This window comes from Streptomyces sp. CNH189 (assembly GCF_000527195.1).
The window spans coordinates 146,219-168,134 of record NZ_AZUS01000019.1 but is presented as its reverse complement, the minus strand read 5'-3'; the positions used below and the strand labels follow the sequence as shown (position 1 = coordinate 168,134).

Genomic DNA, 21,916 nt, shown 5'->3' with positions numbered 1-21,916 from the left:
GGGTGCGGGGTGCGGGGTGCGGGGTGCGGGGTCGGGGGCGGCCTGCGGGCCGCGGGGTCACTCCTTGACGCTTCCGGCGGCGAGTCCCGACTGCCAGTACTTCTGCAGGAACAGGAACGCGGCGACGAGCGGCAGGATCGTGATGAGGGAGCCGGTGATCACCAGGTTGAAGACGACCTCACCGCCGACGGTCTCCGCCTGGGAGTTCCACGCGCTCAGGCCCAGGGTCAGGGGGTACCAGTCCGGGTCCTTGAGCATGATCAGCGGGAGGAAGTAGTTGTTCCAGGTGGCGACCGTGGTGAACAGCAGTACGGTCACGATGCCGGGGGCGAGCAGCGGGAGCGCCACCTGGAAGAAGGTGCGCGCCTCGCCGGCGCCGTCCATCCGGGCGGCCTCCAGCAGCTCGGCGGGGATCGCCTCGGAGGCGAACACCCACATCAGGTACAGGCCGAACGGTGAGACCAGCGACGGGAGGATGACCGCCCAGGGGGTGTCGGTCAGGCCCATCTTGCTGAACATCAGGAAGGTGGGGACGGCGAGCGCCGTAGCGGGCACCGCCACCGCGCCGATGACCGTGGCGAAGACGCCACGCTTGCCGGGGAAGTCGAACTTCGCCAGCGCGTACCCGCCGAGCACCGCCAGCAGGGTGGCGCCGCCGGCGCCCAGCACCACGTACAGCAGGGTGTTGAGGAGCCAGCGCGTGAACACGCCGTCGTGGTAGGTGAACGTGTCCCGGATGTTGTCCCACAGCGCGAAGTCGTCCGCGAACCACAGGCCGCTCGAGTCGGCCAGACCCGCCTGGGTCTTGGTGGCGTTGACGACCAGCCAGATCAGCGGGACCACGGTGTAGAGGACCACCAGCGACGTCAGCGCGGTCAGCAGCTTGCTGCGCCGGGGGCGGCCAGGGCGGTGCTGCTTGGCGCGCCGCAGACGCGGGGCGCTCTTCACGCTGCCGGGGGCCGTGACGGCGGGTGCGGGGGTGGTGACAGGGGTGGTCATCGGGTCACGCTCCCTTGCGCATGCCGCGAAGCTGCACGACGTAGGCGACCACCATCGTGATCAGGCCCATGATGATGGCCACGGTCGCGGAGTAGTTGTGCTGCTGGCCGCTGAAGGACAGCGAGTACGTGTAGAAGTTCGGGGTGTAGTCCGTGGTGATGGCGTTGCGGGCCAGCGGACGCAGGATGCTCGGCTCGTTGAAGAGCTGGAAGCTGCCGATGACGGAGAAGATCGTCGCGATCACCAGCGCGCCGCGGATCGCGGGCAGTTTGATCGCGGTGACCACCCGCCACTGGCCGGCGCCGTCGATCTCCGCCGCCTCGTACAGGGAGTGCGGGACGACCCGCAGCGCCGAGTAGAAGATCAGCATGTTGTAGCCGACGAACTCCCAGGTCACGATGTTGCCGATGGAGGCCAGCACCAGGTCGGCGGAGAGCGGGTCGGGCAGCGACCAGCCGAAGGCCGAGTTGAAGTCGCTGACCAGGCCGTACTTGGTGCCGTACATGAAGCCCCACATCAGGGTGGCGACCACGGCGGGCACGGCGTACGGCAGGAAGATCGTGATGCGGAAGAAGCTTCTGCCGTAGAGCCGGCCGCTGTCCAGGGCCAGCGCCACCAGCAGGGCGATGCCCAGCATGATCGGCACCTGCACCACGAGGAACAGCGCCACCCGGCCCAGCGAGGCCCAGAACAGCTCGTCCTTGAGCGCCTGCTGGTAGTTGTCGAACCCGACGAAGGTGTTGCCGCCGATGAGCTGGTCGCGGAACAGGCTCAGGTAGACCGAGTAGGCGATCGGTGCGAGGAAGACCAGGGCGAAGACGGCCACGAACGGGCCGATGAACCCCCAGCCCTTCCAGGAGCGCCGGTCCCGTCTCGCCGGAGGCGGGGCCGGCCGCGGCTCTGCGGCCGCCAGCGGATGCAGCGTCGTCATGGTCGTTCCTCGCTCGTCTGCGTTCCGGTCACCAGCGGCTCGGCACCCGGCACGGAGCCGGGCGGCAGGTCGCCCGGCCGGATGTTTACGCAAACATCTCTCGCCGCGGAAACGCTCTGAGCTGTTATGTTTACGTAAACATCCGGTGGCGGCATGTCTACACTGCCCCGAGGACGACGGTCAAGGGTCCTTTTACGGACCGTGACGCGCGAGACAGGAAGGCGGCGGACACCGAGTGGAGACGGTCGACGAAGCGGCGGCGGACCCGAGCGGCCCGCCCGTCGCGACGGCGGGATCGGAAGCGGGAGCCGGGGCGGAGGCGGGTACGGCCGGCGCTCCCGCCCCCCGGCACCGCGCCCGGGTCCGCGCCACCGCCTCCATGGCGGACGTGGCCCGGCTCGCGGGGGTCTCGGCGCAGACCGTCTCCCGGGTGTCCAACGGCTACCCGGGGGTCACCGAGGAGACCCGCCGCCAGGTCCTCGCCGCGATGAAGGAGCTCGGCTACCGGCCCAACAGCGCCGCCCGCGCGCTGAAACGGGGCGAGTTCCGGACGATAGGCGTCATCACTTTCACCCTCGCCACCACGGGCAACGTGCGCACGCTGGAAGCGATCGCCACCTCCGCCGCGCGCGAGGGCTACGCGGTGACGCTGCTGCCGGTCGCCGTGCCCACCCAGGACGAGGTGCGCGGGGCGTTCTCCCGGCTGGAGGAGCTCGCGGTCGACGCCGTGATCGTCATCATGGAGGTCCACCTCCTCGACGCGGCGACGGTCCAACTGCCGCCGCACGTCCAGGTGGTGGTGGTCGACTCCGACGCCGGCGACCGCTACACGGTCGTCGACACCGACCAGCACGGCGGCACCCGCGACGCCGTACGGCACCTGCTCGGCCTCGGTCACCGCACGGTGTGGCACCTGGCCGGCCCCGAGGACTCCTTCGCCGCCCAGCGCCGCACCGACGCGTGGCGCGCCGCGCTCGCCGAGGCGGGCCGGGAGGCGCCGCCGCTGGTCCGGGGCGACTGGTCGGCGGAGTCCGGCTACCGGGCCGGCCTGGACCTCGCCGCCCGCGAGGAGTGCACGGCCGTCTTCGCCGCCAACGACCAGATGGCGCTGGGGCTGTTGCGGGCCCTGCACGAGCACGGCCGTCGCGTTCCAAAGGACGTGAGCGTCGTCGGCTTCGACGACATCCCCGAGGCCTCCTCCTTCCTCCCCCCGCTCACCACGCTGCACCAGGACTTCGCCGAGGTGGGACGGCTCTGCGTGCAGGCGGTCCTGCGCAAGATGCGCCAGGAGGGCCCGGAACGCGGCACCACCCTGGTCCCGGCCCGCCTGGTACACCGCGCGAGCACGGCACCGCCGCCAAGGGGCTGAGCGCGGAGCGCTGACGCCGTCGCCGCGGTGCGACGGCCGGCGCCGCCCGCCCGCCGCCGGGGTGCGTCGGACAGTGAGCGGCCCCTGCTTGCCGCAGCGGTGTGATCGGCAGCGAGTCGCCTCAGCCCGCCGCCGTGGAGCACGGGCCGCGATCCTGTTCCGCTCACCGCCGTGGCGGGACGGAGCGCGAGCCGCCCCTCGCCGTTGAGCGGGCGGACCGAACCGCCCCTACTGGTGCGCCTGTTGGTGTGTCAGACTCGGTGATCGTCAGGGCTTCGGTCACCCCACTCGTCAGGACGGACGCGCATGTCGACGGGCACATCCCCCACCCCGCCGCGGACCGACACCAGCAGGGCGCAGCCGGCGCGGGTCTACGACTGGCTGCTGGGCGGCAAGGACAACTACCCGGTCGACGAGGCCGTCGGGCGGAAACTGCCGGCCGAGGCGAAGGACGCGGCGCGGCAGAACCGCGCGTTCATGCACCGCGCCGCCGCCTGGCTCGCGGACCAGGGCGTCGACCAGTTCCTCGACATCGGCACCGGCATCCCCACCGAGCCGAACCTGCACCAGATCGTCCAGCGCGCGGTCCCCGCGGCGCGGATCGTATACGTCGACAACGACCCCATCGTGCTGCGTCACGCCGAGGCGCTGCTCGTCAGCAGCCCCGAGGGCACCACGGACTACCTCCAGGCCGACGTGCGCGAACCGGGCGAGATACTCCGCCACGCGCGCCACGTGCTCGATTTCTCACGCCCCGTGGCCCTGTCCCTGATCGCCCTCCTGCACTTCCTCCCCGACGACCTGGACCCGCGGGGCATCGTCCGGGAACTGGTGGACGCGTTGCCGCCGGGCAGCCACCTCGTGCTGTCGCACGCCGCGTCCGACCTGCACTCCGACCTGGCGCGGCAGGTCACCGAGGAGTACGCCCGGGCCGGCATCCGTCTCGGCTTCCGCACCCGCGACGAGGTGGCCCGCTTCTTCGACGGCCTGGACCTGGTCGAGCCCGGCCTGGTGACGGCCCCCGAGTGGTTCCGCACGGAGCCGGCACCGCCGGCCGAGGACAGCGGGATCTACGCGGCCGTGGCACGCGTCCGCTGATGCGCCGTCCGTACCCGCAGGGGGAGTGATGACCAGCAGGTTCACGGAGCTGGTCGTCGACTGCCACGACCCGCAGCGGCTCGCGGCCTTCTGGTGCGCCGTCCTGGGCTTCGAGGTGATCGACCGTGACGAGGACAAGGTCGAGATCGGCTCCTGGGTGCCGACCGTCGAAGAGGTCCGGGCCCGCCAGATGCCGCCCACCCTGGTCTTCGTCCGGGTGCCCGAGGGCAAGACGGTGAAGAACCGGCTCCACCTGGACGTCAGCCCGGTCGACGGCAGCACCGAGGACGAGGTGGCCCGGCTGCTCGCCCTCGGCGCCGCACGGGTGGACGTGGGCCAGGGCGCCGGCCGGAGCTGGGTGGTCATGGCCGACCCCGAGGGCAACGAGTTCGACGTCCTGCGCACCCTGGCCCCCGGCCGGTAGCCGACGACAGGCGGTGAAAGGTACCTACCCCGACGTCGGCCGGCGGTCACGAGCCGACCCCGCCCACGCCGTCGCACGCAGGGGTGGCGCCCCGCATTCCCCCAGCCGGGGTGACCTATCTCCCGCACGGGCCGGGCACCCGCCGTGCTAGTGTCGATCTCTGTTGTAGTCGCGCGGTCATCGAACCCGCAGGGCCGGTAGGACCGTCCCTGCGCCACACCGGCGCCTGCTGCGCAGCTGGATCTCACACGGATCACACGGAGAGGTGCACACTCCGCTCGCTGCTTCTCATGGGTCGCGCCCCCCACAGGCGAAACCGCCCCGCGGCCCTTCACCCCGGCTCGTTCTTGCAATTCCCCGCGTCCCACAGCGGCGGACATTCCTTGACACGCGCCACATCAAGGAAGGTTCTCCGTGACACAGGCACGCGCGAACGATCGAACGTCCCGGACCCGCACCGCAGGCAAGGGCGGCCGCCGAGGCGGCTTCGCCGGCGGCCGCGGCGGTGCGTCGCGGCCGTCCAAGGGCTCCGGCAACCGCAGGAGCGCGCCGACAGGCGAGTTCGCCCTCCCCGTGACGACCACCCCCGCCCTCCCCGCCGTGGAGGCGTTCGAGGAGCTGGCCCTCCCCGCCGAGATGCTGGCCGCCCTCGGCAGCGAAGGCGTGACGGCCCCGTTCCCCATCCAGGCGGCCACCCTGCCGAACTCCCTGGCCGGCCGTGACGTCCTCGGCCGTGGCCGCACCGGCTCGGGCAAGACGCTCGCCTTCGGCCTGCCGCTGCTGGCCCGCACCGCGGGCCGCCGTGCCGAGCCCCGCAGGCCGCTCGCCCTGGTCCTCGTCCCCACCCGGGAACTCGCCGGGCAGGTCACCGACGCGCTGACGCCGTACGCCCGCTCCGTGCGGCTGCGGCTGGCCACGGTGGTCGGCGGACTGTCGATCGGCAAGCAGGCGTCCGCGCTGCGGGCCGGCGCCGAGGTCGTCGTCGCGACGCCCGGACGGCTGAAGGACCTCGTCGACCGGGGCGACTGCATACTCGAAGAGGTCGCCATCACGGTGCTCGACGAGGCCGACCAGATGACCGACATGGGCTTCATGCCCCAGGTCACCAGGCTCCTCGACCAGGTGCGGCCCGACGGACAGCGCCTGCTGTTCTCGGCCACCCTCGACCGCAACGTCGACCAGCTGGTCCGGCGCTACCTCAGCGACCCGGTGGTCCACTCCGTCGACCCGTCCGCGGGCGCGGTGACCACCATGGAGCACCACGTGCTCCACGTCGACGACGCCGACAAGCGCCGGACGACCACCGAGATCGCGGCGCGCGACGGCCGGGTCATCATGTTCCTGGACACCAAGCACGCGGTGGACCGGCTGACCAAGCACCTGCTGAGCAACGGCGTGCGCGCCGCGGGCCTGCACGGCGGCAAGTCCCAGCCGCAGCGCACCCGGACGCTCACCCAGTTCAAGGACGGGCACGTCACCGTGCTGGTGGCGACCAACGTCGCGGCGCGCGGCATCCACGTCGACAACCTCGGCCTGGTCGTCAACGTCGATCCGCCCGGCGACCCCAAGGACTACCTGCACCGCGGCGGACGCACGGCCCGCGCCGGCGAGTCCGGCAGCGTGATCACCCTGGTCACGCGGGACCAGCGGCGCGACGTCAGCCGGCTGATGGCGCAGGCGGGCATCACCCCGCGCATCACCGAGATTCGGCCGGGCGACGAGGAGCTGAACCGCATCACCGGCGCCCGCACGCCGTCCGGCGTGCCCGTCGTGATCACGGTGCCGGTCGTGGAGCGGCCCCGCCGCGCCGCCTCCTCGTCCTCCCGCCGCCGCGGCCGGGGCGCCCAGGGAGGCCGTACCCAGGGCGGTGCGGCCCAGGGCGGCCGTCAGGTCACCGGCGGCAAGGCCCAGGGCACCACGGCGCAGACCGCGTCGGCGCAGGACCGCTCCGGCCGGCCCCGCCGCGCCGACGGCGCGCAGCGCCGCAGGGCCCGTACTACACCGGCCGCGGACCGCGCGGCCTAGGCCGCCGGGCCCGCCGGGCGCGCAGCCAGGCGTCCGGTGACCGACGGCGTGTCCTCCGATCGGCGACGTCCCGTGACGCGACGCGTCACGGGACGATGTGACGGCATGACGAGAAGGCGACATGGTGACCTGTCGGCACCGCTGTGCAGCGGTCCCCGGCCGCCCTGTCACCCCCGTATCCCCGTACCGACCGAAGTTCTCCGTGGGCCGCTCGCCCCGCTCACCCGCCAGGGTGGACGGCCCGTCCTTCTTCCCCTGTGAGGCACCATGCGCTGTGTCATCGCCCGCTACCCCTTCGACCTGACCAAGGCCGGAGTGCTGGAGTCGATGAAGGGCATCACCCCCGAGGCGATCACCGGTGAGTCCGTGACCATCGGCCGCCGCCGCTACCCGGCGAAGCAGGTCGGCCAGGTCATCACCCGGCAGGACCGCCGTGACTTCACCACCGGCGAGGTCGTGCGGGCCATGGCCCGGCTCGGCTTCACCTGCCACCCCCACCCCGACGCCGTGCCCCCGGCCCCGCGTGCTCTCTCCCCGCTGGAGGCGGCCTCGGAGATGCTGGGCAGCTCCGCCGACCCCCAGAGCCAGAGCCCCGGCGCCTGACCGGCCGGGCCCTTCGGGCACCGACCTTTAGGCGGGCGCCGAAGCGTTAGCGGGCTAGCGTGCCCGTATGAACGTCTTTCCGGCACCCGCCCGCCCATCCGCGCCCCCGGACGCCCCCGCCGCGACCGGGGGCGTGGTGTGACGCCGCTCGAGATGCTCGGCGTGTTCGCGGCCGGGATCGGCGCGGGCGCCCTGAACGCCGTCGTCGGCTCGGGCACGCTCGTGACGTTCCCCGTGCTGCTCGCCGCCGGCCTGTCACCCCTCACCGCGACCGTCTCCAACGCCCTCGGGCTCGTACCCGGAGCCGTCAGCGGAGCCATCGGTTACCGCCGCGAACTCGCGGGGCAGGGGCGGCGCGTACGCAGGCTGGGCGTCGGCGCGGCGCTCGGCGGGATCACGGGCGCCTGCCTGCTGCTCACCCTGCCGGCCGAGGCGTTCGAGACGATCGTGCCGTGCCTGGTGGGTCTGGCCCTCGTCCTCGTCGCCCTGCAGCCCCTGATCAGCCGCAGGGTGCGGGACCGCCGCCCCGCGGACCGCCCCGTCCGGCGGGACGGGGGATGGCCGCTGTCCGCCGGCCTGACCCTGGCCAGCGTCTACGGCGGGTACTTCGCCGCCGCCCAGGGCATCATCTACATCTCCCTGATGGGCCTGCTCCTCGACGAGCCGCTGCAACGCCTCAACGCCGTGAAGAACGTCCTCGTCGCCGTCGTCAACACGGTCGCCGCGACCCTCTTCCTCTTCGTCGCCGACTTCGACTGGACGGCCGTCGGCCTCATCGCGGCCGGTTCCGCGCTGGGCGGCCAGCTCGGGGCGATGACGGGCCGCCGCTTCCGCCCCGCCGTGCTGCGGGCCCTCGTCGTCGCGGTCGGCACCGTCGCCCTCGTCCAGCTCCTGCTGCGCTGACCCGGGGGCGCGTTCCGGCGTGCGCGACAGCTTCGTCACCACCCTTGTCAACGGAGGGGAGCTGCAGTTCCATCACGTTAGGAAACTTTCCTAACCATCGCCCGGACGGAGTCCCCCACATGACACCGGCACGTCCTCGCACACGCCCCGCCGCCCTCGCGGCGGCTCTCGCCAGTGCCCTGCTCCTCGTCCTGACCTCGGCGCTCCCCGCCGCCTCCGCACCGGCCCCCACCCGGTACGGTGCACAGGTGCCGATCACCAGCCGCGCAGCCACCCCCGTCGACACCCACGGACTGCTCAGGGTCTGCGGTACGAAACTCTGCGACCGGCACGGCACCCCGGTCCAGCTGCGCGGCATGAGTACGCACGGCACCCAGTGGTACGCCCAGTGCCTGACCGACGCCTCCCTCGACGCCCTCGCCCACGACTGGCGCGCCGACGTCCTGCGGGTGTCCACCTACGTGCAGGAGGGCGGCTACGAGACCGACCCCGCGCACTTCACCGCCCTCGCCGACCGCCTGGTCCGGCAGGCGAGCGACCGCGGCCTGTACGTGATCGTCGACTGGCACATGCTGGAGCCGGGCGACCCCATGGCCAACCTGGACCACGCCCGGACGTTCTTCACCGACATCGCGAGCCGTCACAAGGACCGCGTCAACGTCCTCTACGAGATCGCCAACGAGCCCAGCGGGGTGAGCTGGTCACGCATCAAGGAGTACGCGGAGCGGATCATCCCGGTCATCCGCGCCGCCGACCCCGACGCGCCCGTCCTCGTCGGCACCCGGGCGTGGTCCTCGTTCGGGGTCTCCGAGAGCGCCGACGAGTCCGAGGTCGTCAACGACCCGGTCGACGCCTCGAACATCATGTACACCTTCCACTTCTACGCCGCCTCGCACCGGGACGAGTACCTCGCGGCCCTGTCCCGTGCCGCCGACCGGATCCCCGTGTTCGTCACGGAGTTCGGCACCCAGAACTACGAGGGTGACGGCGCCGACGACTTCCCGATGGCCCGGCGCTACCTGGATCTGATGGCGCGGAAGCAGATCAGCTGGGTCAACTGGAACTTCTCCGACGACCACCGCTCCGGCGCCGTGTTCCAGCCGGGCACCTGCGCCGGCGACGGCCCGTGGACCGGCACGGCGCCGCTGAAGCCCGCCGGCGTCTGGATCCGCGACCGCATCAGGACCCCGGACGGCTCCCGAGGCGCATGACCGGCAGGCCGGCACCTGTCCATCGGGTGCCGGCCCGCCCCTCACGGGAGGATCGAGTCCACGTACCCGCCGTCGACCCGCACCGCCCCTCCGGTCGTCGCCGACGCCTGGTCGGAGGCGAGGTAGACGACCATGTTGGCGATCTCCTCCGGCTCGATCAGCCGCTGCAGCAGCGACTGCGGCCGGTGCTTCCGCATGAAGGCGCGCTGCGCCTCGTCCCACGGCAGGTCGCGGTCCACCAGCTCGTAGACGAAGTCCTCCACGCCGCCCGTGTGGGTGGGACCCGCGATCACCGAGTTCACCGTGACCCCGGTGCCCGCGGCCTGCTTGGCGAAGCCACGGCCCACGGCGAGCAGCGCGGTCTTGGACATGCCGTAGTGGATCATCTCGGCCGGGATGACGATCGCCGAATCGCTGGCGATGTTCTGCACCCGCCCCCAGCCGCGCTCGGTCATCTGGGGCAGGAAGAGGCGGATCAGCCGCACCGCCGCCAGCACGTTCACCTCGAAGTAGCGGCGCCACTCGTCGTCGCTGATCTCCAGCGGGTCGGCGGCACCGAACACCCCGAGGTTGTTGACCAGGATGTCGACCCGGGGCAGCGCCTCGGCGACCCGCGCGGCACCCTCCTCGGTGGTCACGTCCGCCGCGACCGGCACCACCTCCGCACCCGGCACCTCCCGCTCCAGCGCGGCCGCCCCCTCGCGCACCCGCTCCCGCGAGCGTCCGTTGACCGCGACCCGGGCCCCCGCCCACGCGAGCCCGGTGGCGATCGCCGCCCCGATGCCCTGGGTGGAACCCGTGACCAGCGCTGTACGGCCCTTGAGATCGATCTGCACGTCCTCACCTTTCCCTGCCCGGATACGACGGCCCGGCCCGCGGACCACCGTCCGCGCGGGCCGCGCCTCCGACCCGCCCCGACTTCCCCCCGGGCCCGCCGCCGAATCACCGCCGCGTCACCGCGCTTCGGTCGCCCCTCGGCGGGCACCCGCCTGTGCATCACCGCGCACGCCCGTCGGGCATACGCTGCACAAGGGGGAACCCGGTGAGACGGGAACCGGAAAGGCGGGAGACGACGTGACGGCCGACCACCCGGACGCGCACGAGGGCCGTACGGACGCGGGGACGGACGAGTCCCGCGCGGCCGGTGGCGATCTGCTCCGTGGGCTGGAGGTGGACGTCCGGCGTCCGGAGCGCCCCGTGCTCCTGGACGCGGACGGCACCCCCATCGAGACCTGGCGCGAGAACCACCCCTACGACCGGAAGGTCCGCAGGTCGGAGTACGAGCGCACGAAACGCGTGCTGCAGATCGAACTGCTGAAGATGCAGCGCTGGGTGAAGGACACCGGCCAGCGGATGGTCGTGGTGTGCGAGGGGCGGGACGCGGCCGGCAAGGGCGGCACCATCCAGCGGTTCATGGAACGCCTCAACCCACGTGGCGCCCGCGTGGTCGCCCTGGAGAAGCCGACCGAGCGAGAAGCGGGGCAGTGGTACTTCCAGCGCTACGTGGCCCATCTGCCGGCCCGCGGCGAGATCGTCTTCTTCGACCGCTCCTGGTACAACCGGGCCGGTGTCGAGCGGGTCATGGGTTTCTGCTCGGACGACGAGTACCGGCTGTTCCTGGAACAGACCCCGCTGTTCGAACGGCTGCTCACCGACGACGGCATCCTGCTGGTGAAGTTCTGGTTCTCGGTTTCCCGGGCCGAGCAGCGCACCCGCTTCGCCATCCGTCAGGTCGATCCGCTGCGGCGGTGGAAGCTGTCGCCGATGGACCTGGAATCACTGGACCGCTGGGACGACTACACCAAGGCCAAGGTGGAGATGTTCCGCGCCACCGACACCCCGCACGCGCCGTGGACGGTCGTGAAGAACAACGACAAGCGGCGCGGGCGGCTGGAGGCCATGCGCAGTCTCCTCGACCGCTGCGACTACCCGGCCAAGGACCACGGGGCGCTCGGCAAGCCGGACCCGCTGATCGTCGGCGCGGCCGACACTCTGCTGGAGGCCGGCGAGGAGCCCGCGGTCCTCTCGCCGACCCCCCTCGCGGGACCGGGCCACGGCCCGGGCAGCCACCCGGAGAACGGCCGGCGACGCCCGGATCTCTGACCCGAACGCCGCGCCGCCCCGGCCCGGGTGCTCACGGCATCGGTGCCCGCGCCGCCCGCTCACCGCCCCGGAGGCGTTCCGCCCCCGCAAGGGTGTGGGTGGCGCGGGCACGGCACGGAGGTGCCACCGGCGGCGTCACACCCGGAGGTCACCGCCCCGGCAGCGGTGCGCCCCGCCCGCTGAGGGAACGAAGGCGCCACCGAAGCGGCACACCCGCGCCCTGCGCTCACCGCTCCGGAGGCGGGACCGCCTCGGCAACGGTAGGGCCCGGGCGCTCACCGCACGGAGGTGCCACCGATGCGGCACCCGCGCTGTCCGCGCGCGGCCCCCGAGGCGTCCCGGAGCGGGGCGGTCGTCCGGGCCGCCGGTGGACGCCGTCCGGGCGTACGCCCCGAAAGCACCGCGACGACCCGGCACCTACCGTCCCCGGCCCCGGTCACCGCGCCCGGGCACGGTCGGCGCGGCGTCACCTCGCCGTATCGGCAGCATCACCTCGCCCGTGCCCGTCGCCTGCGCCCCGCCGGGGACGCACCGTGAACGGGCGGCGGTCCGTGCCGTAGGCGTCCCTGCCCGGCGGCGGCGAGCGCAGCGGCCGCTCACCGCCCGGGAGACGCCCCCGACCTCGCACCGTCACCCCAGCGGCAGCGCGGCGTTTCACCGCAGCGGCAGCGTCACCTCGCCCGCGCCCGTCGCCTCCGCGCCGCCCGGGACGCGTACCGTGAACGGGCGGTTCGTGCCGGAGGCCGTCACCCGCAGCCGGTCCCCGTCCCGCCGCACCCGGAACGTCGCGGCCGGCAGTCCCGCCGTGTCCGGCACGCTGACCTCCGCCGCGTAGTCGGACGCGGTCGGCGGGTGGACCAGCAGCACCGGCGCTTCCAGCCAGTCACCGTCCGGCCGGGAGTCGTCGTCGGCCAGCGGCAGCACGGCGCCCTCCCGGACGTACAGCGGCAGGCTGTCGTAGCCGTGGCGCTCGGTGCGCCAGCAGGGGCCCGCCACCCGCTCGCCGCTGAGCAGATGCGTCCAGGTGCCTTCGGGCAGGTACACCTCCACCTCGCCGTCGGCGCTGAACACGGGCGCGACCAGCAGGTCGGGGCCCAGCATGTACTGGCGGTCGAGCGGGCGGCACGACGGATCGCGCGGGAACTCCAGCATCATCGGCCGCATCATCGGCACGCCCGTCCGGTGCGCCTCGGCCGCCGCGCCGTACAGGTACGGCATCAGCCGGTGCTTGAGCAGCGTGAACCGCCGGGCGACGTCCACCGCCTCGTCGCCGAACTCCCACGGCACCCGGTACGACGTGGAGCCGTGCAGCCGGCTGTGCGAGGACAGCAGGCCGAAGGCCAGCCAGCGCTTGAAGACCTCCGGGTCGGGCGTGCCCTCGAACCCGCCGATGTCGTGGCTCCAGAAGCCGAAGCCGCTCAGCGACAGGGACAGCCCGCCCCGCAGCGACTCCGCCATCGCCTCGAAGGACGACCAGCAGTCCCCGCCCCAGTGCACCGGGTACTGCTGCCCGCCGGCGGTCGCCGACCGGGCGAACAGGACCGCCTCACCCTGCCCGCGCTCCTTCTCCAGCAGTTCGAACACCGTGCGGTTGTACAGGTGCGTGTAGTAGTTGTGCATCCGCTCGGGGTCCGAGCCGTCGTGCCAGACGACGTCCGTCGGGATGCGCTCGCCGAAGTCCGTCTTGAAGCAGTCCACGCCCTGGTCGAGCAGCGCCTTGAGCTTGGACCGGAACCAGGCGCGGGCGTCCGGGCTGGTGAAGTCGACCAGTCCCATGCCCGCCTGCCACAGGTCCCACTGCCACACGTCGCCGTCCGGCCGCCGCACCAGGTGCCCGAGCGCGGCGGCCTCGTCGAACAGCGGTGACTTCTGCGCGATGTACGGGTTGATCCACACGCTGATGCGCAGGCCCTTGTCCTTCAGCCGGGCCAGCATGCCCTCCGGGTCCGGGAAGACCTCCGGGTCCCACTCGAAGTCGCACCACTGGTACTCGCGCATCCAGAAGCAGTCGAAGTGGAACACCGACAGCGGGATGCCGCGCTCGGCCATGCCGTCGACGAACGAGGTCACGGTGGCCTCGTCGTAGGAGGTGGTGAACGAGGTGCTCAGCCACAGGCCGAACGACCAGGCCGGCGGCAGCGCCGGGCGGCCGGTCAGGGCCGTGTAGCGGCCGAGGACCTCCTTGGGCGTGGGGCCCGCGATCACGTAGTACTCGAGCGACTGGTCCTCGACGCTGAACTGCACCTGTCCGACGGACTCGGAGCCGACCTCGAAGGAGACGGCGCCCGGGTGGTTGACGAAGACGCCGTAGCCGCGCGAGGACAGGTAGAACGGAACGTTCTTGTAGGCCTGTTCGCTGCTGGTGCCGCCGTCGGCCTGCCACACGTCGACGGTCTGGCCGTTCTTGACGAACGGGGTGAAGCGTTCCCCCAGCCCGTAGACCTGCTCGCCGACGCCCAGGGACAGCCGGCTCAGCACGTGGTGCGCCCCGTCACCGGTGGTGGCGTACGCGGTGCTCTTGGCGCCGGCCCGGGTCAGCTCCCGTCCGTCCGCGTCGAGGAAGGTCAGCCCGAAGGCGCCGTCCGCGTCCAGGCGCAGGGTCAGCGGACCGCTGGTCAGCTCCGTGACCGCGCCGTCCCGGCGCACCTCGCCCGCGCCCTCGGCCTCTCCCGCCAGGGCGAAGTCGGGGCCGGGGCGGCGCTTGCCCGCGTGGTGGGTGACCCGGACGCCGACCACGCCCTCGGCGGGGGAGAAGCACTCGACCGTGACCAGCGGGGCGTTCAGGGTGTCGCCCCGGCGCGTCACCTTCTTCGTCGACGCAAAGCTGGTGAAGCGCTTCGATTCCGCGCTGACATCTCGCACCTCGGTGGCGTACGAGATCTGGACGCCGTCGCGGATGCGCCAGAAGCCGTCGGTGAATTTCATGGTCTTCCTCGGAATCGGGAGGGCAGGGGGAGGTGCGAGAGAAACCTCTGACCAGGAACTATGTCAGGATTCGCAGAACCTGTCACGCCCTGGCGCAGGCAGATCGTGTCGCTGGGGGGCTAGCGCGACGGGCTCGCGCTGGCGTATTAGTAACCAGGCAAAACAAATTACACCCCGGTGCAGCGTCAGACGAGACCCCGCCTGCGGCGGTCCGTTGTCGAAGCGCTTCACCAGTCATCCCACAGAGCCGCCGGCCCGGCCCACGCCGAGCCGGTCCCACACAGGGGCACCCACCGTGACAGCACATCCAACGGTTGCCGCACGTCCCGCGCGCGGACGCGCACGCAGAGCCGTCACCTCGCTGGCCACCGCCGCGGTCCTCGTCGCCTCGGCCGCGCTGACGGCCGGCTGCGCCGAGCAGCGCGACGACGACGTGTACACCGTCCTCAACTCCTCGACCGACGAGACCTACCACCGCTGGGACGCCGAGGCGATGGGCCGCTGCGGCAAGCAGCTGGGGGTCACCGTCGAGCAGCAGAGCGTCCCCGCGTCCCAGGTCATGACGAAGGCGCTGCGCATGGCCTCGTCCAAGTCGCTGCCGGACGTCGTGCAGTTCGACGCCTCCGAGATGCCGACCTTCGCCGAGGCCGGCGGGCTGGTCGACCTGCGCTCCCTCGGCCTGTCCACCGAGCACGTCCCCGAGGGCATCGTCGACTTCGGCTCCTACCGGGGCACGTACTACGGCGCGGCCCGCTCCGTGAACACCCTCGCGCTCTTCTACAACAAGGACGTCCTGGACGAGGCGGGCATCCGGGTGCCCGCCACCTGGGACGAACTGCGGGACGCCGCACGGCAGCTCACCCGCGGCAAGCGGTACGGCGTGGCGCTCAGCGCGGGCGGCGCCGAGGACGGCGTCTTCCAGTTCACGCCGTTCATGTGGTCCAACGGCGGCGACGAACGGCACCTCGACAGCCCGGAGGTGGCGGAGGCGCTCGACTTCTGGAAGGCGCTGCTGAAGGACGGCTCGCTCTCCCGGTCCACGGTCAACTGGACCCAGGCCGACGTGAACGACCAGTTCATGGCCGGCAACGCCGCCATGATGATCAACGGCCCCTGGCAGGTCGAGACCCTCAACGGCGACCCGTCGCTGCACTGGGGCATCGCCGAGATCCCCGTGCCCGAGGCCGGCGCCGACTCGGTGGGGCCGCTCGGCGGCTCCGTGCTCACCGTCCCCCGCACCGGGGACACCGGGCGCGAGCGCATGGCCGGCAGAATCGTCGCCTGCCTGGCGAGCGAGAAGGAACAGCTCACCTACGCCCTGAACAGCTGGATGGTTCCCGCCGACGAACGCGCCGCCGCCGCGTGGCGGACGCGGGTGCCCGAACTGGACGCGCTGGCCGACCAGGTCGCCGCCGCCCGCTCCCGCACCGCACAGCTCGGCGCCGGCTGGCCGGCCGTCTCCCTGGCCCTGCAGAGCGCCTTCCAGTCCGCCCTGACCGGCCAGTCCAGCGAGGCCGCCCTGAAGCGCGCCCAGCAGCGGGCCACGAGCGGGAACTGAGGTACGCCCCCATGACCACGTCCACCGTCACCGTCCCGCCGTCCGCCGCGCCCGCGAAGGCCGCCGCGCCGGACCCGGGCCGCGCCCGCCGGCGCCGCAGGCTCGCCCAGTGGGGCTTCGTCGCGCCCGCCGTCGTCTTCATGCTGCTGTTCTTCGGCTACCCGCTCGTCCGCAACGTCGTGATGAGCTTCCAGCACTACACGCCGAAGACGTTCTTCACCGGCGAGGCCCCCTTCAACGGCGCCGACAACTGGTCGTCCGTGTTCCGCGACGCCCTCTTCGGCAAGGCCCTGTGGCACACCCTCGTCTTCACGGCGGGCTCCCTGCTCGGCCAGTTCTGCGTCGGCCTGGCCCTCGCCGTCTTCTTCAACCGCCGCTTCCCCCTCGGCGGCGTCCTGCGGTCGCTGATCCTGCTGCCCTGGCTGGTGCCGATGGTGGTGTCCGGCATCGTCTGGCGCCGCATCCTCGACCAGGACACCGGCGTACTGAACGGCTTCCTCGACACCCTCGGTCTCGCCGGGCACACCCCGTGGCTCACCAGCCCGGACATGGCGCTGCTCTCGGTGATCCTGGTCAACGTCTGGATCGGCATCCCGTTCAACATGGTCATCCTCTACGGCGGCCTCCAGGAGATCCCCAAGGAGCTGTACGAGGCGGCCTCCCTGGACGGCGCCTCGGCCTGGCGGGCCTTCCGCTCCGTCACCCTGCCGATGCTCAAGCCGGTGATCACGGTCGTGCTGGTGCTGGGCTTCATGTCGACGGTGAAGATCCTCGACCTGATCCTCGCCCTTACCGACGGCGGCCCCGCCGACGCCACCCAGACCCTGGGCACGCTCACCTACCAGAACTCCTTCGTGGAACTGGACTTCGGCGCCGGCGCGGTCGTCGGCAACGTCCTGATCCTGATCTCCGCCGTGTTCGCGGTGTTCTACCTGCGGGCCAACCGCACCGAGGGGAAGTGACCGACATGGCCGCACAGGCACCCACCGCGCCCCGCCGCCGCTGGAGCTCCACCGTCGCGGGTCTGCTCGTCCTCGCGGTGATGCTGTTCCCGCTGTACTGGATGCTCAACACCGCGCTCCAGCCCGAGTCCGGCCTGCTCCAGGTCGACCCGGTGCCCTCCGGCCTGGACCTGTCCGGGTTCTCCAAGGCCGTCTCCGACCAGGGCACCAACCTGCTGACCTCACTGCTGGTGTCCGTCGGCGCGGTCGCGATCTGCCTCGCGATCGCAGCCCCCGCCGCCTACGGACTGGCCCGCTTCGGCCTGCGCGGCTCGCGCACCATCGTCTTCGGCACCCTGATCACCCAGATGGTGCCGGGCATCGTCATCGCCAACGCGCTCTACAACTCCTACGTCGACCTCGGCCTGGTGAACTCCTACGCCGGCCTGATGCTCGCGGACGCCTCGCTCGGCATACCGTTCTCCATCGTGCTGATGCGTTCCTTCATGGTGTCCATCCCCGGCGAGGTGATCGAGGCCGCCGAGATCGACGGGGCGGGGCCGGTACGGGTGTTCCTGCGCGTGGTGCTGCCGATGAGCCGCAACGCACTGATCACCTCGGGACTGTTCGCCTTCCTGTTCGCGTGGAGCGACTTCATGTTCGCCCTCACCCTGAACACCACGGACGACGTCAAGCCGATCACCCTGGGCATCTACCAGTACATCGGCGCCCACGTCGGGGACTGGGGCTCGGTGATGGCCGCGGCCGTGCTCTCCGCCGTGCCCGCCGCGATCCTGCTCGTCCTCGCCCAGAAGTACATCGCCGCCGGGATCTCCGGGGGCTCAGTCAAGTGACCACCGCACACATCGAGACGGACCAGACCCGCATGAGCGACTTCCCCCGGTTCCCGCCCGGCTTCGTCTTCGGCGCCGCCACCGCCTCCTACCAGATCGAGGGAGCGGCTCGGGAGGACGGACGCGGCCCGTCGATCTGGGACACCTACAGCCACACCCCCGGCCGGGTGGCGAACGGCGACACCGGTGACGTCGCCTGCGACCACTACCACCGCTACCCGGAGGACGTGGCGCTGCTGCGCGACCTGGGCGTCGGCTCGTACCGCTTCTCCGTCGCCTGGCCGCGGATCGTGCCCGACGGTTCGGGGCCGGTGAATCCCAAAGGCCTCGACTTCTACTCCCGGCTGGCCGACGAACTCCTCGCGGCCGGCATCGAACCGGCCGTCACCCTCTACCACTGGGACCTCCCGCAGGCCCTCGAGGACCGGGGCGGCTGGCGGGTGCGGGAGACCGCGGAGCGGTTCGCCGAGTACACGGCCGTCGTCGCGGACCACCTGGGCGACCGGGTGCTCCGCTGGATCACCCTGAACGAGCCGTGGTGCAGCGCCTTCCTCGGCTACTCCGTCGGCCGCCACGCCCCGGGCGCGCAGGAGGGCCGGGGCGCGCTCGCCGCCGCCCACCACCTGCTGGTCGGCCACGGCCTCGCCGTACAGGCCCTGCGCGCGGCGGGGGTGCGCGAGGCGGGCATCACCCTCAACCTCGACCACCACCTCCCCGCGACGGACTCCGACGCCGACCGGGCGGCGGTGGTGCGCGCCGACACCCTGCACAACCTCGTGTGGACGGAGCCGATCCTCGCCGGGCGCTACCCGGACACCGAGGAGGAGACCTGGGGCGAGCTGATCACCGGGCAGGACTTCCGCCGCGACGGCGACCTGAAGCTGATCGCGCAGCCGCTGGACTTCCTGGGCGTCAACTACTACCGCCCGATCGTCGTGGCCGACGCCCCCCACCGGGAGAGCGACCCCGCCCTGCGGGTGGCGACCGACAACCGGTACACGGAGGAGCCGATGCACGGCGTCCGGCGTACCGCCATGGGATGGCCGGTGGCCCCCGCCACCTTCACCGACCTCCTGGTGGACCTCGAGAAGCAGTACGGGGACGCGCTGCCGCCCGTCCACATCACGGAGAACGGCTCCGCCGAGGACGACGAGGTGGCCGCCGACGGCGCCGTGCACGACGCGGCCCGCGTGCGGTACCTGCGCGACCACCTGACCGCGCTGCGGGCAGCGATCGACGCCGGCGTCGACGTGCGCGGCTACTACGTGTGGTCCCTGCTGGACAACTTCGAGTGGGCCTTCGGCTACGACAAGCGCTTCGGCATCGTCCGCGTCGACTACGACACCCAGCGGCGCACCCCGAAGGACAGCTACCACTGGTACCGGCGCATGATCGCCGCCCAGGGGGCCTGACGCGACGCGCCTCAGGCGGCCGTGGCGTCGTCCACGTCCGCCGCGGGGCGCACCGCGACGGACTCCCCGGCCTCCGTGACGGACTCCCCGGCCTCCGCGACGGCGGGTTTGCGCAGCAGGAGCAGCGCCGCGTCGTCGTGGAGCCGCCCGCCCACATGGTCCAGCAGGTCCTCGTGGAGCGCGGCCAGCGTACGGTCCGGCTCGTCGCACAGATTCCGGGTCAGCCCCTCGGACAGGGGGTAGAACGCGCGGTCGGCGTCCCGCGCCTCCGTGACGCCGTCGGTGTAGAGGAGCAGCTGGTCCCCGTCGCCGAAGGGCACCACCTGCAGGCGGGGGGTGTCGTCCGACAGGGCGCGCAGTCCGAGCGGCGGCGCGGGGTGTTCGGTCTCGACGGCGGCCACCTCGGCGTCGCGGATCAGCAGCGGGGGAGCGTGACCGCAGTTGACCATCTCCAGCGGGCCGGTCCCCGGGCAGCCGACGACCACGGCGGTGACGAAGTCGTCGCCGCCCAGGTTGCGGGCCAGGCTCCGTTCGATCCGGCACACCACGTCCAGCAGGTCCGGCTCGTCGTACGCCGCCTCGCGGAACACGCCGAGCACCAGCGCGGCCGTCCCCACGGCCGGCAGCCCTTTGCCCCGTACGTCGCCGACGATCATCCGCACGCCGTACGGGGTGGGGACGAGCGCGTACAGATCGCCGCCGATCCGGGCCTCGGCGGCCGCCGCGCTGTAGCGCACCGCGGCCTGGAAGGGGCCGACCGTCGCGGGCACCGGCTGCAGCAGGGCGTGCTGAGCGGTCTCCGCGACGGAGCGGACGGCGGCGAGCACCCGCTCACGGCGTGCGCGCAGCGCGCTGGCGAGCGTCCCCGCGAGGGTGACGGTCACCAGGGCGGCGAACACGACGGCCAGGTGCGCGAGCGCCATGTGGTGCCGGTAGGCGATGGTCGCGCCGAGCAGGGAGGCCAGGGCGCCCACGCCCAGCACACCTCGGGGGCTGCTGGTGGCGGCGGCCAGGGCGGGGCCGGTGGCGAGCAGCGGCAGCCAGATCCGGCCGGTCCCGGCGAGCATGTCGATGCACACGATGACGCAGACGATCAACAGGGGCAGCGCCGGCGTCTCGGCGGCCCAGTGCGCGAGGGCCCGGGTCCGGGGTGATCGAAGGCGCCTGACCACTCGTGCGTAGTCCTGTGTCGTCGAGCGGTCGCGTCCATGCTGGCGGGCGTGACTCATGTGGTGTCCGGTGTCCTCACCTTTGCGCTGCGCGTGTGTCCGAATTGCCTGCTTCTTCAAGAAAAGGTGATGGTGTCCGGTATCACAAGGGCATGATTTTCACATAGTGAGAGAAAGGGTGCGGGTGACCCGGCCGGCGGTGGGCACGAGCCGGTCGCGGACCTCGCCGAGCCGACCGAGCCGGCTGCGCGGCATGGACACGCCGATGGAGCCCAGCGTGCTGCCGCTGTAGACCGGCACCGCCACGCACACCGTGCCGAGCGCGTACTCCTCCAGGTCCGTCACGGCCGGGGGGACGTCGGCGGTGTCCAGGTGACGGACCAGCTCCGCGGCCGTGGTGACCGTGTGCGGGGTCAGGTCGTTCAGCGTGTGCCGGGACAGGTAGTCCTTGCGCTCCCCGTCGTCCAGCTCCCGCAGCACGGCCTTGCCGAGGGCGGTGGCGTGCCCGGCGTCCTCGAAACCCACCCACAGGTCGACCCGCGGGGCACGCGGACCGTCCACGATCTCGGAAACCCGGATCTCGCCGTCCTCGTACAGGGTGAGGTAGGCGGCACTCGACAGCTCGTCCCGCAGCGCGGAGAGGACCGGCCGCACCCGGCCGATCATCGTCTGGCCCCGGCCGCCCGAGTGCAGGGACTGCACCCGGTCTCCCAGGACGAACCCGCCGTCGTCGAGTTTCCGCAGGTAGCCGTCGTGCACCAGGGTCCGCAGCAGATGGTAGGCGGTGCCCAGGGGCAGCCCGGTCTCCCGCGCCAGCTGCTTGGCCGGCGCGCCGTTCTCGTGGGCGCTCGCCGCCTCCAGCAGCCGGAAGGCCCGCTGCACGGAGGAGATGAGTGTCGGGCTGGCACCCATGCGTACAGCCTGCGGCAGCGGCCCGCCGACGGCAAGGGAAGCCCCCGCTCCGATCGGAACGGGGCTTCCGCTCATGGGCCGGTCAACCGGTCCGTCAGCCAGTCGGACAGTGGGACAGTCGGCCGGCCGGTCAGCCGTCCTGCCCGGCCCTCGGCAGCGGCCGGTCGGTGAGCGCCACGTCGAAGACGTACGTCACCCCCCGGTCGGTGCCCGTCGGCAGCACGACGGCGGCCACCCGCTTCGCCGGGGCCGGCGCCACCGGACGCGTGCCGAACACCTTGGCCGGCGCGGTGTCCGAACCGCCCGCGGCCCGGTTGCGGCCGGTCGCCGGCACCAGCGGCTCGTTCCCGGACCGGTAGGCCGTCCCCGGCGTCCAGTCGGTGAACCCGACCGGCACCGCCCGCGTGGACCCGTCGGTGTACTCGACCACCGCGCTGCCCTGAGCTTCTCGCACACCCGGTGCTCGGGTAGCGGCCTAC

Annotated in this window: 19 protein-coding genes; 12 read left to right on the top strand and 7 right to left on the bottom strand. The window is 72.3% G+C overall.

Annotation, left to right across the window (positions count from 1 at the left end):
- Positions 1 to 57 precede the first annotated feature (57 nt).
- Together B100_RS0124795 and B100_RS0124790 are read right to left on the bottom strand one after the other, a co-directional pair.
- Positions 58 to 999: a carbohydrate ABC transporter permease gene (locus tag B100_RS0124795; RefSeq protein ID WP_024887111.1), complete on the bottom strand. Its 942-nt coding sequence runs from the start codon at positions 997 to 999 to the stop codon at positions 58 to 60.
- A 4-nt stretch (positions 1,000 to 1,003) separates the two neighbouring features.
- A complete protein-coding gene (locus tag B100_RS0124790) occupies positions 1,004 to 1,930 on the bottom strand; it encodes a carbohydrate ABC transporter permease (RefSeq protein ID WP_024887110.1) in 927 nt (308 codons plus the stop codon).
- Between the two features lie 379 nt (positions 1,931 to 2,309).
- Here B100_RS0124790 and B100_RS0124785 point away from each other — a divergent pair, with 379 nt between their 5' ends.
- The 7 genes from B100_RS0124785 to B100_RS0124755 all read left to right on the top strand — a co-directional run bounded on the left by B100_RS0124785 (position 2,310) and on the right by B100_RS0124755 (position 9,563).
- Complete coding sequence (locus B100_RS0124785; RefSeq protein ID WP_024887109.1) at positions 2,310 to 3,299, top strand: LacI family DNA-binding transcriptional regulator; 990 nt, start codon at positions 2,310 to 2,312, stop codon at positions 3,297 to 3,299.
- Between the two features lie 306 nt (positions 3,300 to 3,605).
- The gene (locus B100_RS0124780; protein WP_024887108.1) at positions 3,606 to 4,397 is read left to right on the top strand and encodes an SAM-dependent methyltransferase; all 792 of its coding nucleotides are present in this window, start codon (positions 3,606 to 3,608) and stop codon (positions 4,395 to 4,397) included.
- A gap of 28 nt (positions 4,398 to 4,425) precedes the next feature.
- The gene (locus tag B100_RS0124775; RefSeq protein WP_024887107.1) at positions 4,426 to 4,821 is read left to right on the top strand and encodes a VOC family protein; all 396 of its coding nucleotides are present in this window, start codon (positions 4,426 to 4,428) and stop codon (positions 4,819 to 4,821) included.
- Positions 4,822 to 5,235: 414 nt separating this feature from the next.
- Positions 5,236 to 6,846, top strand: a complete 1,611-nt coding sequence (locus B100_RS0124770) for a DEAD/DEAH box helicase (RefSeq protein WP_024887106.1) — start codon at positions 5,236 to 5,238, stop codon at positions 6,844 to 6,846.
- Between the two features lie 267 nt (positions 6,847 to 7,113).
- Complete coding sequence (locus B100_RS0124765; protein ID WP_024887105.1) at positions 7,114 to 7,449, top strand: SCO5918 family protein; 336 nt, start codon at positions 7,114 to 7,116, stop codon at positions 7,447 to 7,449.
- 138 nt (positions 7,450 to 7,587) lie between these two features.
- Positions 7,588 to 8,352, top strand: coding sequence for a sulfite exporter TauE/SafE family protein (locus B100_RS0124760; RefSeq protein WP_024887104.1), 765 nt, complete (start codon positions 7,588 to 7,590; stop codon positions 8,350 to 8,352).
- A gap of 119 nt (positions 8,353 to 8,471) precedes the next feature.
- Positions 8,472 to 9,563, top strand: a complete 1,092-nt coding sequence (locus B100_RS0124755) for a glycoside hydrolase family 5 protein (protein WP_024887103.1) — start codon at positions 8,472 to 8,474, stop codon at positions 9,561 to 9,563.
- 41 nt (positions 9,564 to 9,604) lie between these two features.
- Here B100_RS0124755 and B100_RS0124750 read toward each other — a convergent pair whose 3' ends face one another.
- Positions 9,605 to 10,399 carry an SDR family oxidoreductase gene (locus B100_RS0124750; RefSeq protein ID WP_024887102.1) on the bottom strand — a complete coding sequence of 265 codons (795 nt, stop codon included), beginning with the start codon at positions 10,397 to 10,399 and terminating at the stop codon, positions 9,605 to 9,607.
- Positions 10,400 to 10,637: 238 nt separating this feature from the next.
- On the opposite strand from B100_RS0124750, the gene ppk2 reads away from it, so the two are divergent.
- Positions 10,638 to 11,666, top strand: a complete 1,029-nt coding sequence (ppk2, locus tag B100_RS0124745; protein ID WP_024887101.1) for a polyphosphate kinase 2 — start codon at positions 10,638 to 10,640, stop codon at positions 11,664 to 11,666.
- A gap of 654 nt (positions 11,667 to 12,320) precedes the next feature.
- Here the strand turns inward: ppk2 and yicI are convergent.
- Entirely contained in the window at positions 12,321 to 14,591 is a 2,271-nt protein-coding gene (yicI, locus tag B100_RS0124740) for an alpha-xylosidase (RefSeq protein WP_024887100.1), read from the bottom strand.
- Between the two features lie 295 nt (positions 14,592 to 14,886).
- Between yicI and B100_RS0124735 the strand changes: the two genes are divergently transcribed.
- Genes B100_RS0124735 through B100_RS0124720 form a run of 4 tightly spaced genes read left to right on the top strand, consistent with a single transcriptional unit; the run spans position 14,887 to position 19,356 of the window.
- A complete protein-coding gene (locus B100_RS0124735) occupies positions 14,887 to 16,149 on the top strand; it encodes an ABC transporter substrate-binding protein (RefSeq protein WP_024887099.1) in 1,263 nt (420 codons plus the stop codon).
- Between the two features lie 11 nt (positions 16,150 to 16,160).
- Complete coding sequence (locus B100_RS0124730) at positions 16,161 to 17,111, top strand: carbohydrate ABC transporter permease (protein WP_024887098.1); 951 nt, start codon at positions 16,161 to 16,163, stop codon at positions 17,109 to 17,111.
- Positions 17,112 to 17,116: 5 nt separating this feature from the next.
- A complete protein-coding gene (locus B100_RS0124725; RefSeq protein ID WP_024887097.1) occupies positions 17,117 to 17,944 on the top strand; it encodes a carbohydrate ABC transporter permease in 828 nt (275 codons plus the stop codon).
- A 32-nt stretch (positions 17,945 to 17,976) separates the two neighbouring features.
- Positions 17,977 to 19,356: a GH1 family beta-glucosidase gene (locus tag B100_RS0124720; RefSeq protein WP_024887096.1), complete on the top strand. Its 1,380-nt coding sequence runs from the start codon at positions 17,977 to 17,979 to the stop codon at positions 19,354 to 19,356.
- Positions 19,357 to 19,367: 11 nt separating this feature from the next.
- Here the strand turns inward: B100_RS0124720 and B100_RS0124715 are convergent, their stop codons facing one another.
- The 3 genes from B100_RS0124715 to B100_RS0124705 all read right to left on the bottom strand — a co-directional run bounded on the left by B100_RS0124715 (position 19,368) and on the right by B100_RS0124705 (position 21,891).
- Complete coding sequence (locus tag B100_RS0124715) at positions 19,368 to 20,585, bottom strand: PP2C family protein-serine/threonine phosphatase (RefSeq protein WP_199785284.1); 1,218 nt, start codon at positions 20,583 to 20,585, stop codon at positions 19,368 to 19,370.
- 99 nt (positions 20,586 to 20,684) lie between these two features.
- Positions 20,685 to 21,437: an IclR family transcriptional regulator gene (locus B100_RS0124710; protein WP_024887094.1), complete on the bottom strand. Its 753-nt coding sequence runs from the start codon at positions 21,435 to 21,437 to the stop codon at positions 20,685 to 20,687.
- A gap of 130 nt (positions 21,438 to 21,567) precedes the next feature.
- Positions 21,568 to 21,891 carry a hypothetical protein gene (locus B100_RS0124705; RefSeq protein ID WP_486585699.1) on the bottom strand — a complete coding sequence of 108 codons (324 nt, stop codon included), beginning with the start codon at positions 21,889 to 21,891 and terminating at the stop codon, positions 21,568 to 21,570.
- Between the last annotated feature and the right edge of the window lie 25 nt (positions 21,892 to 21,916).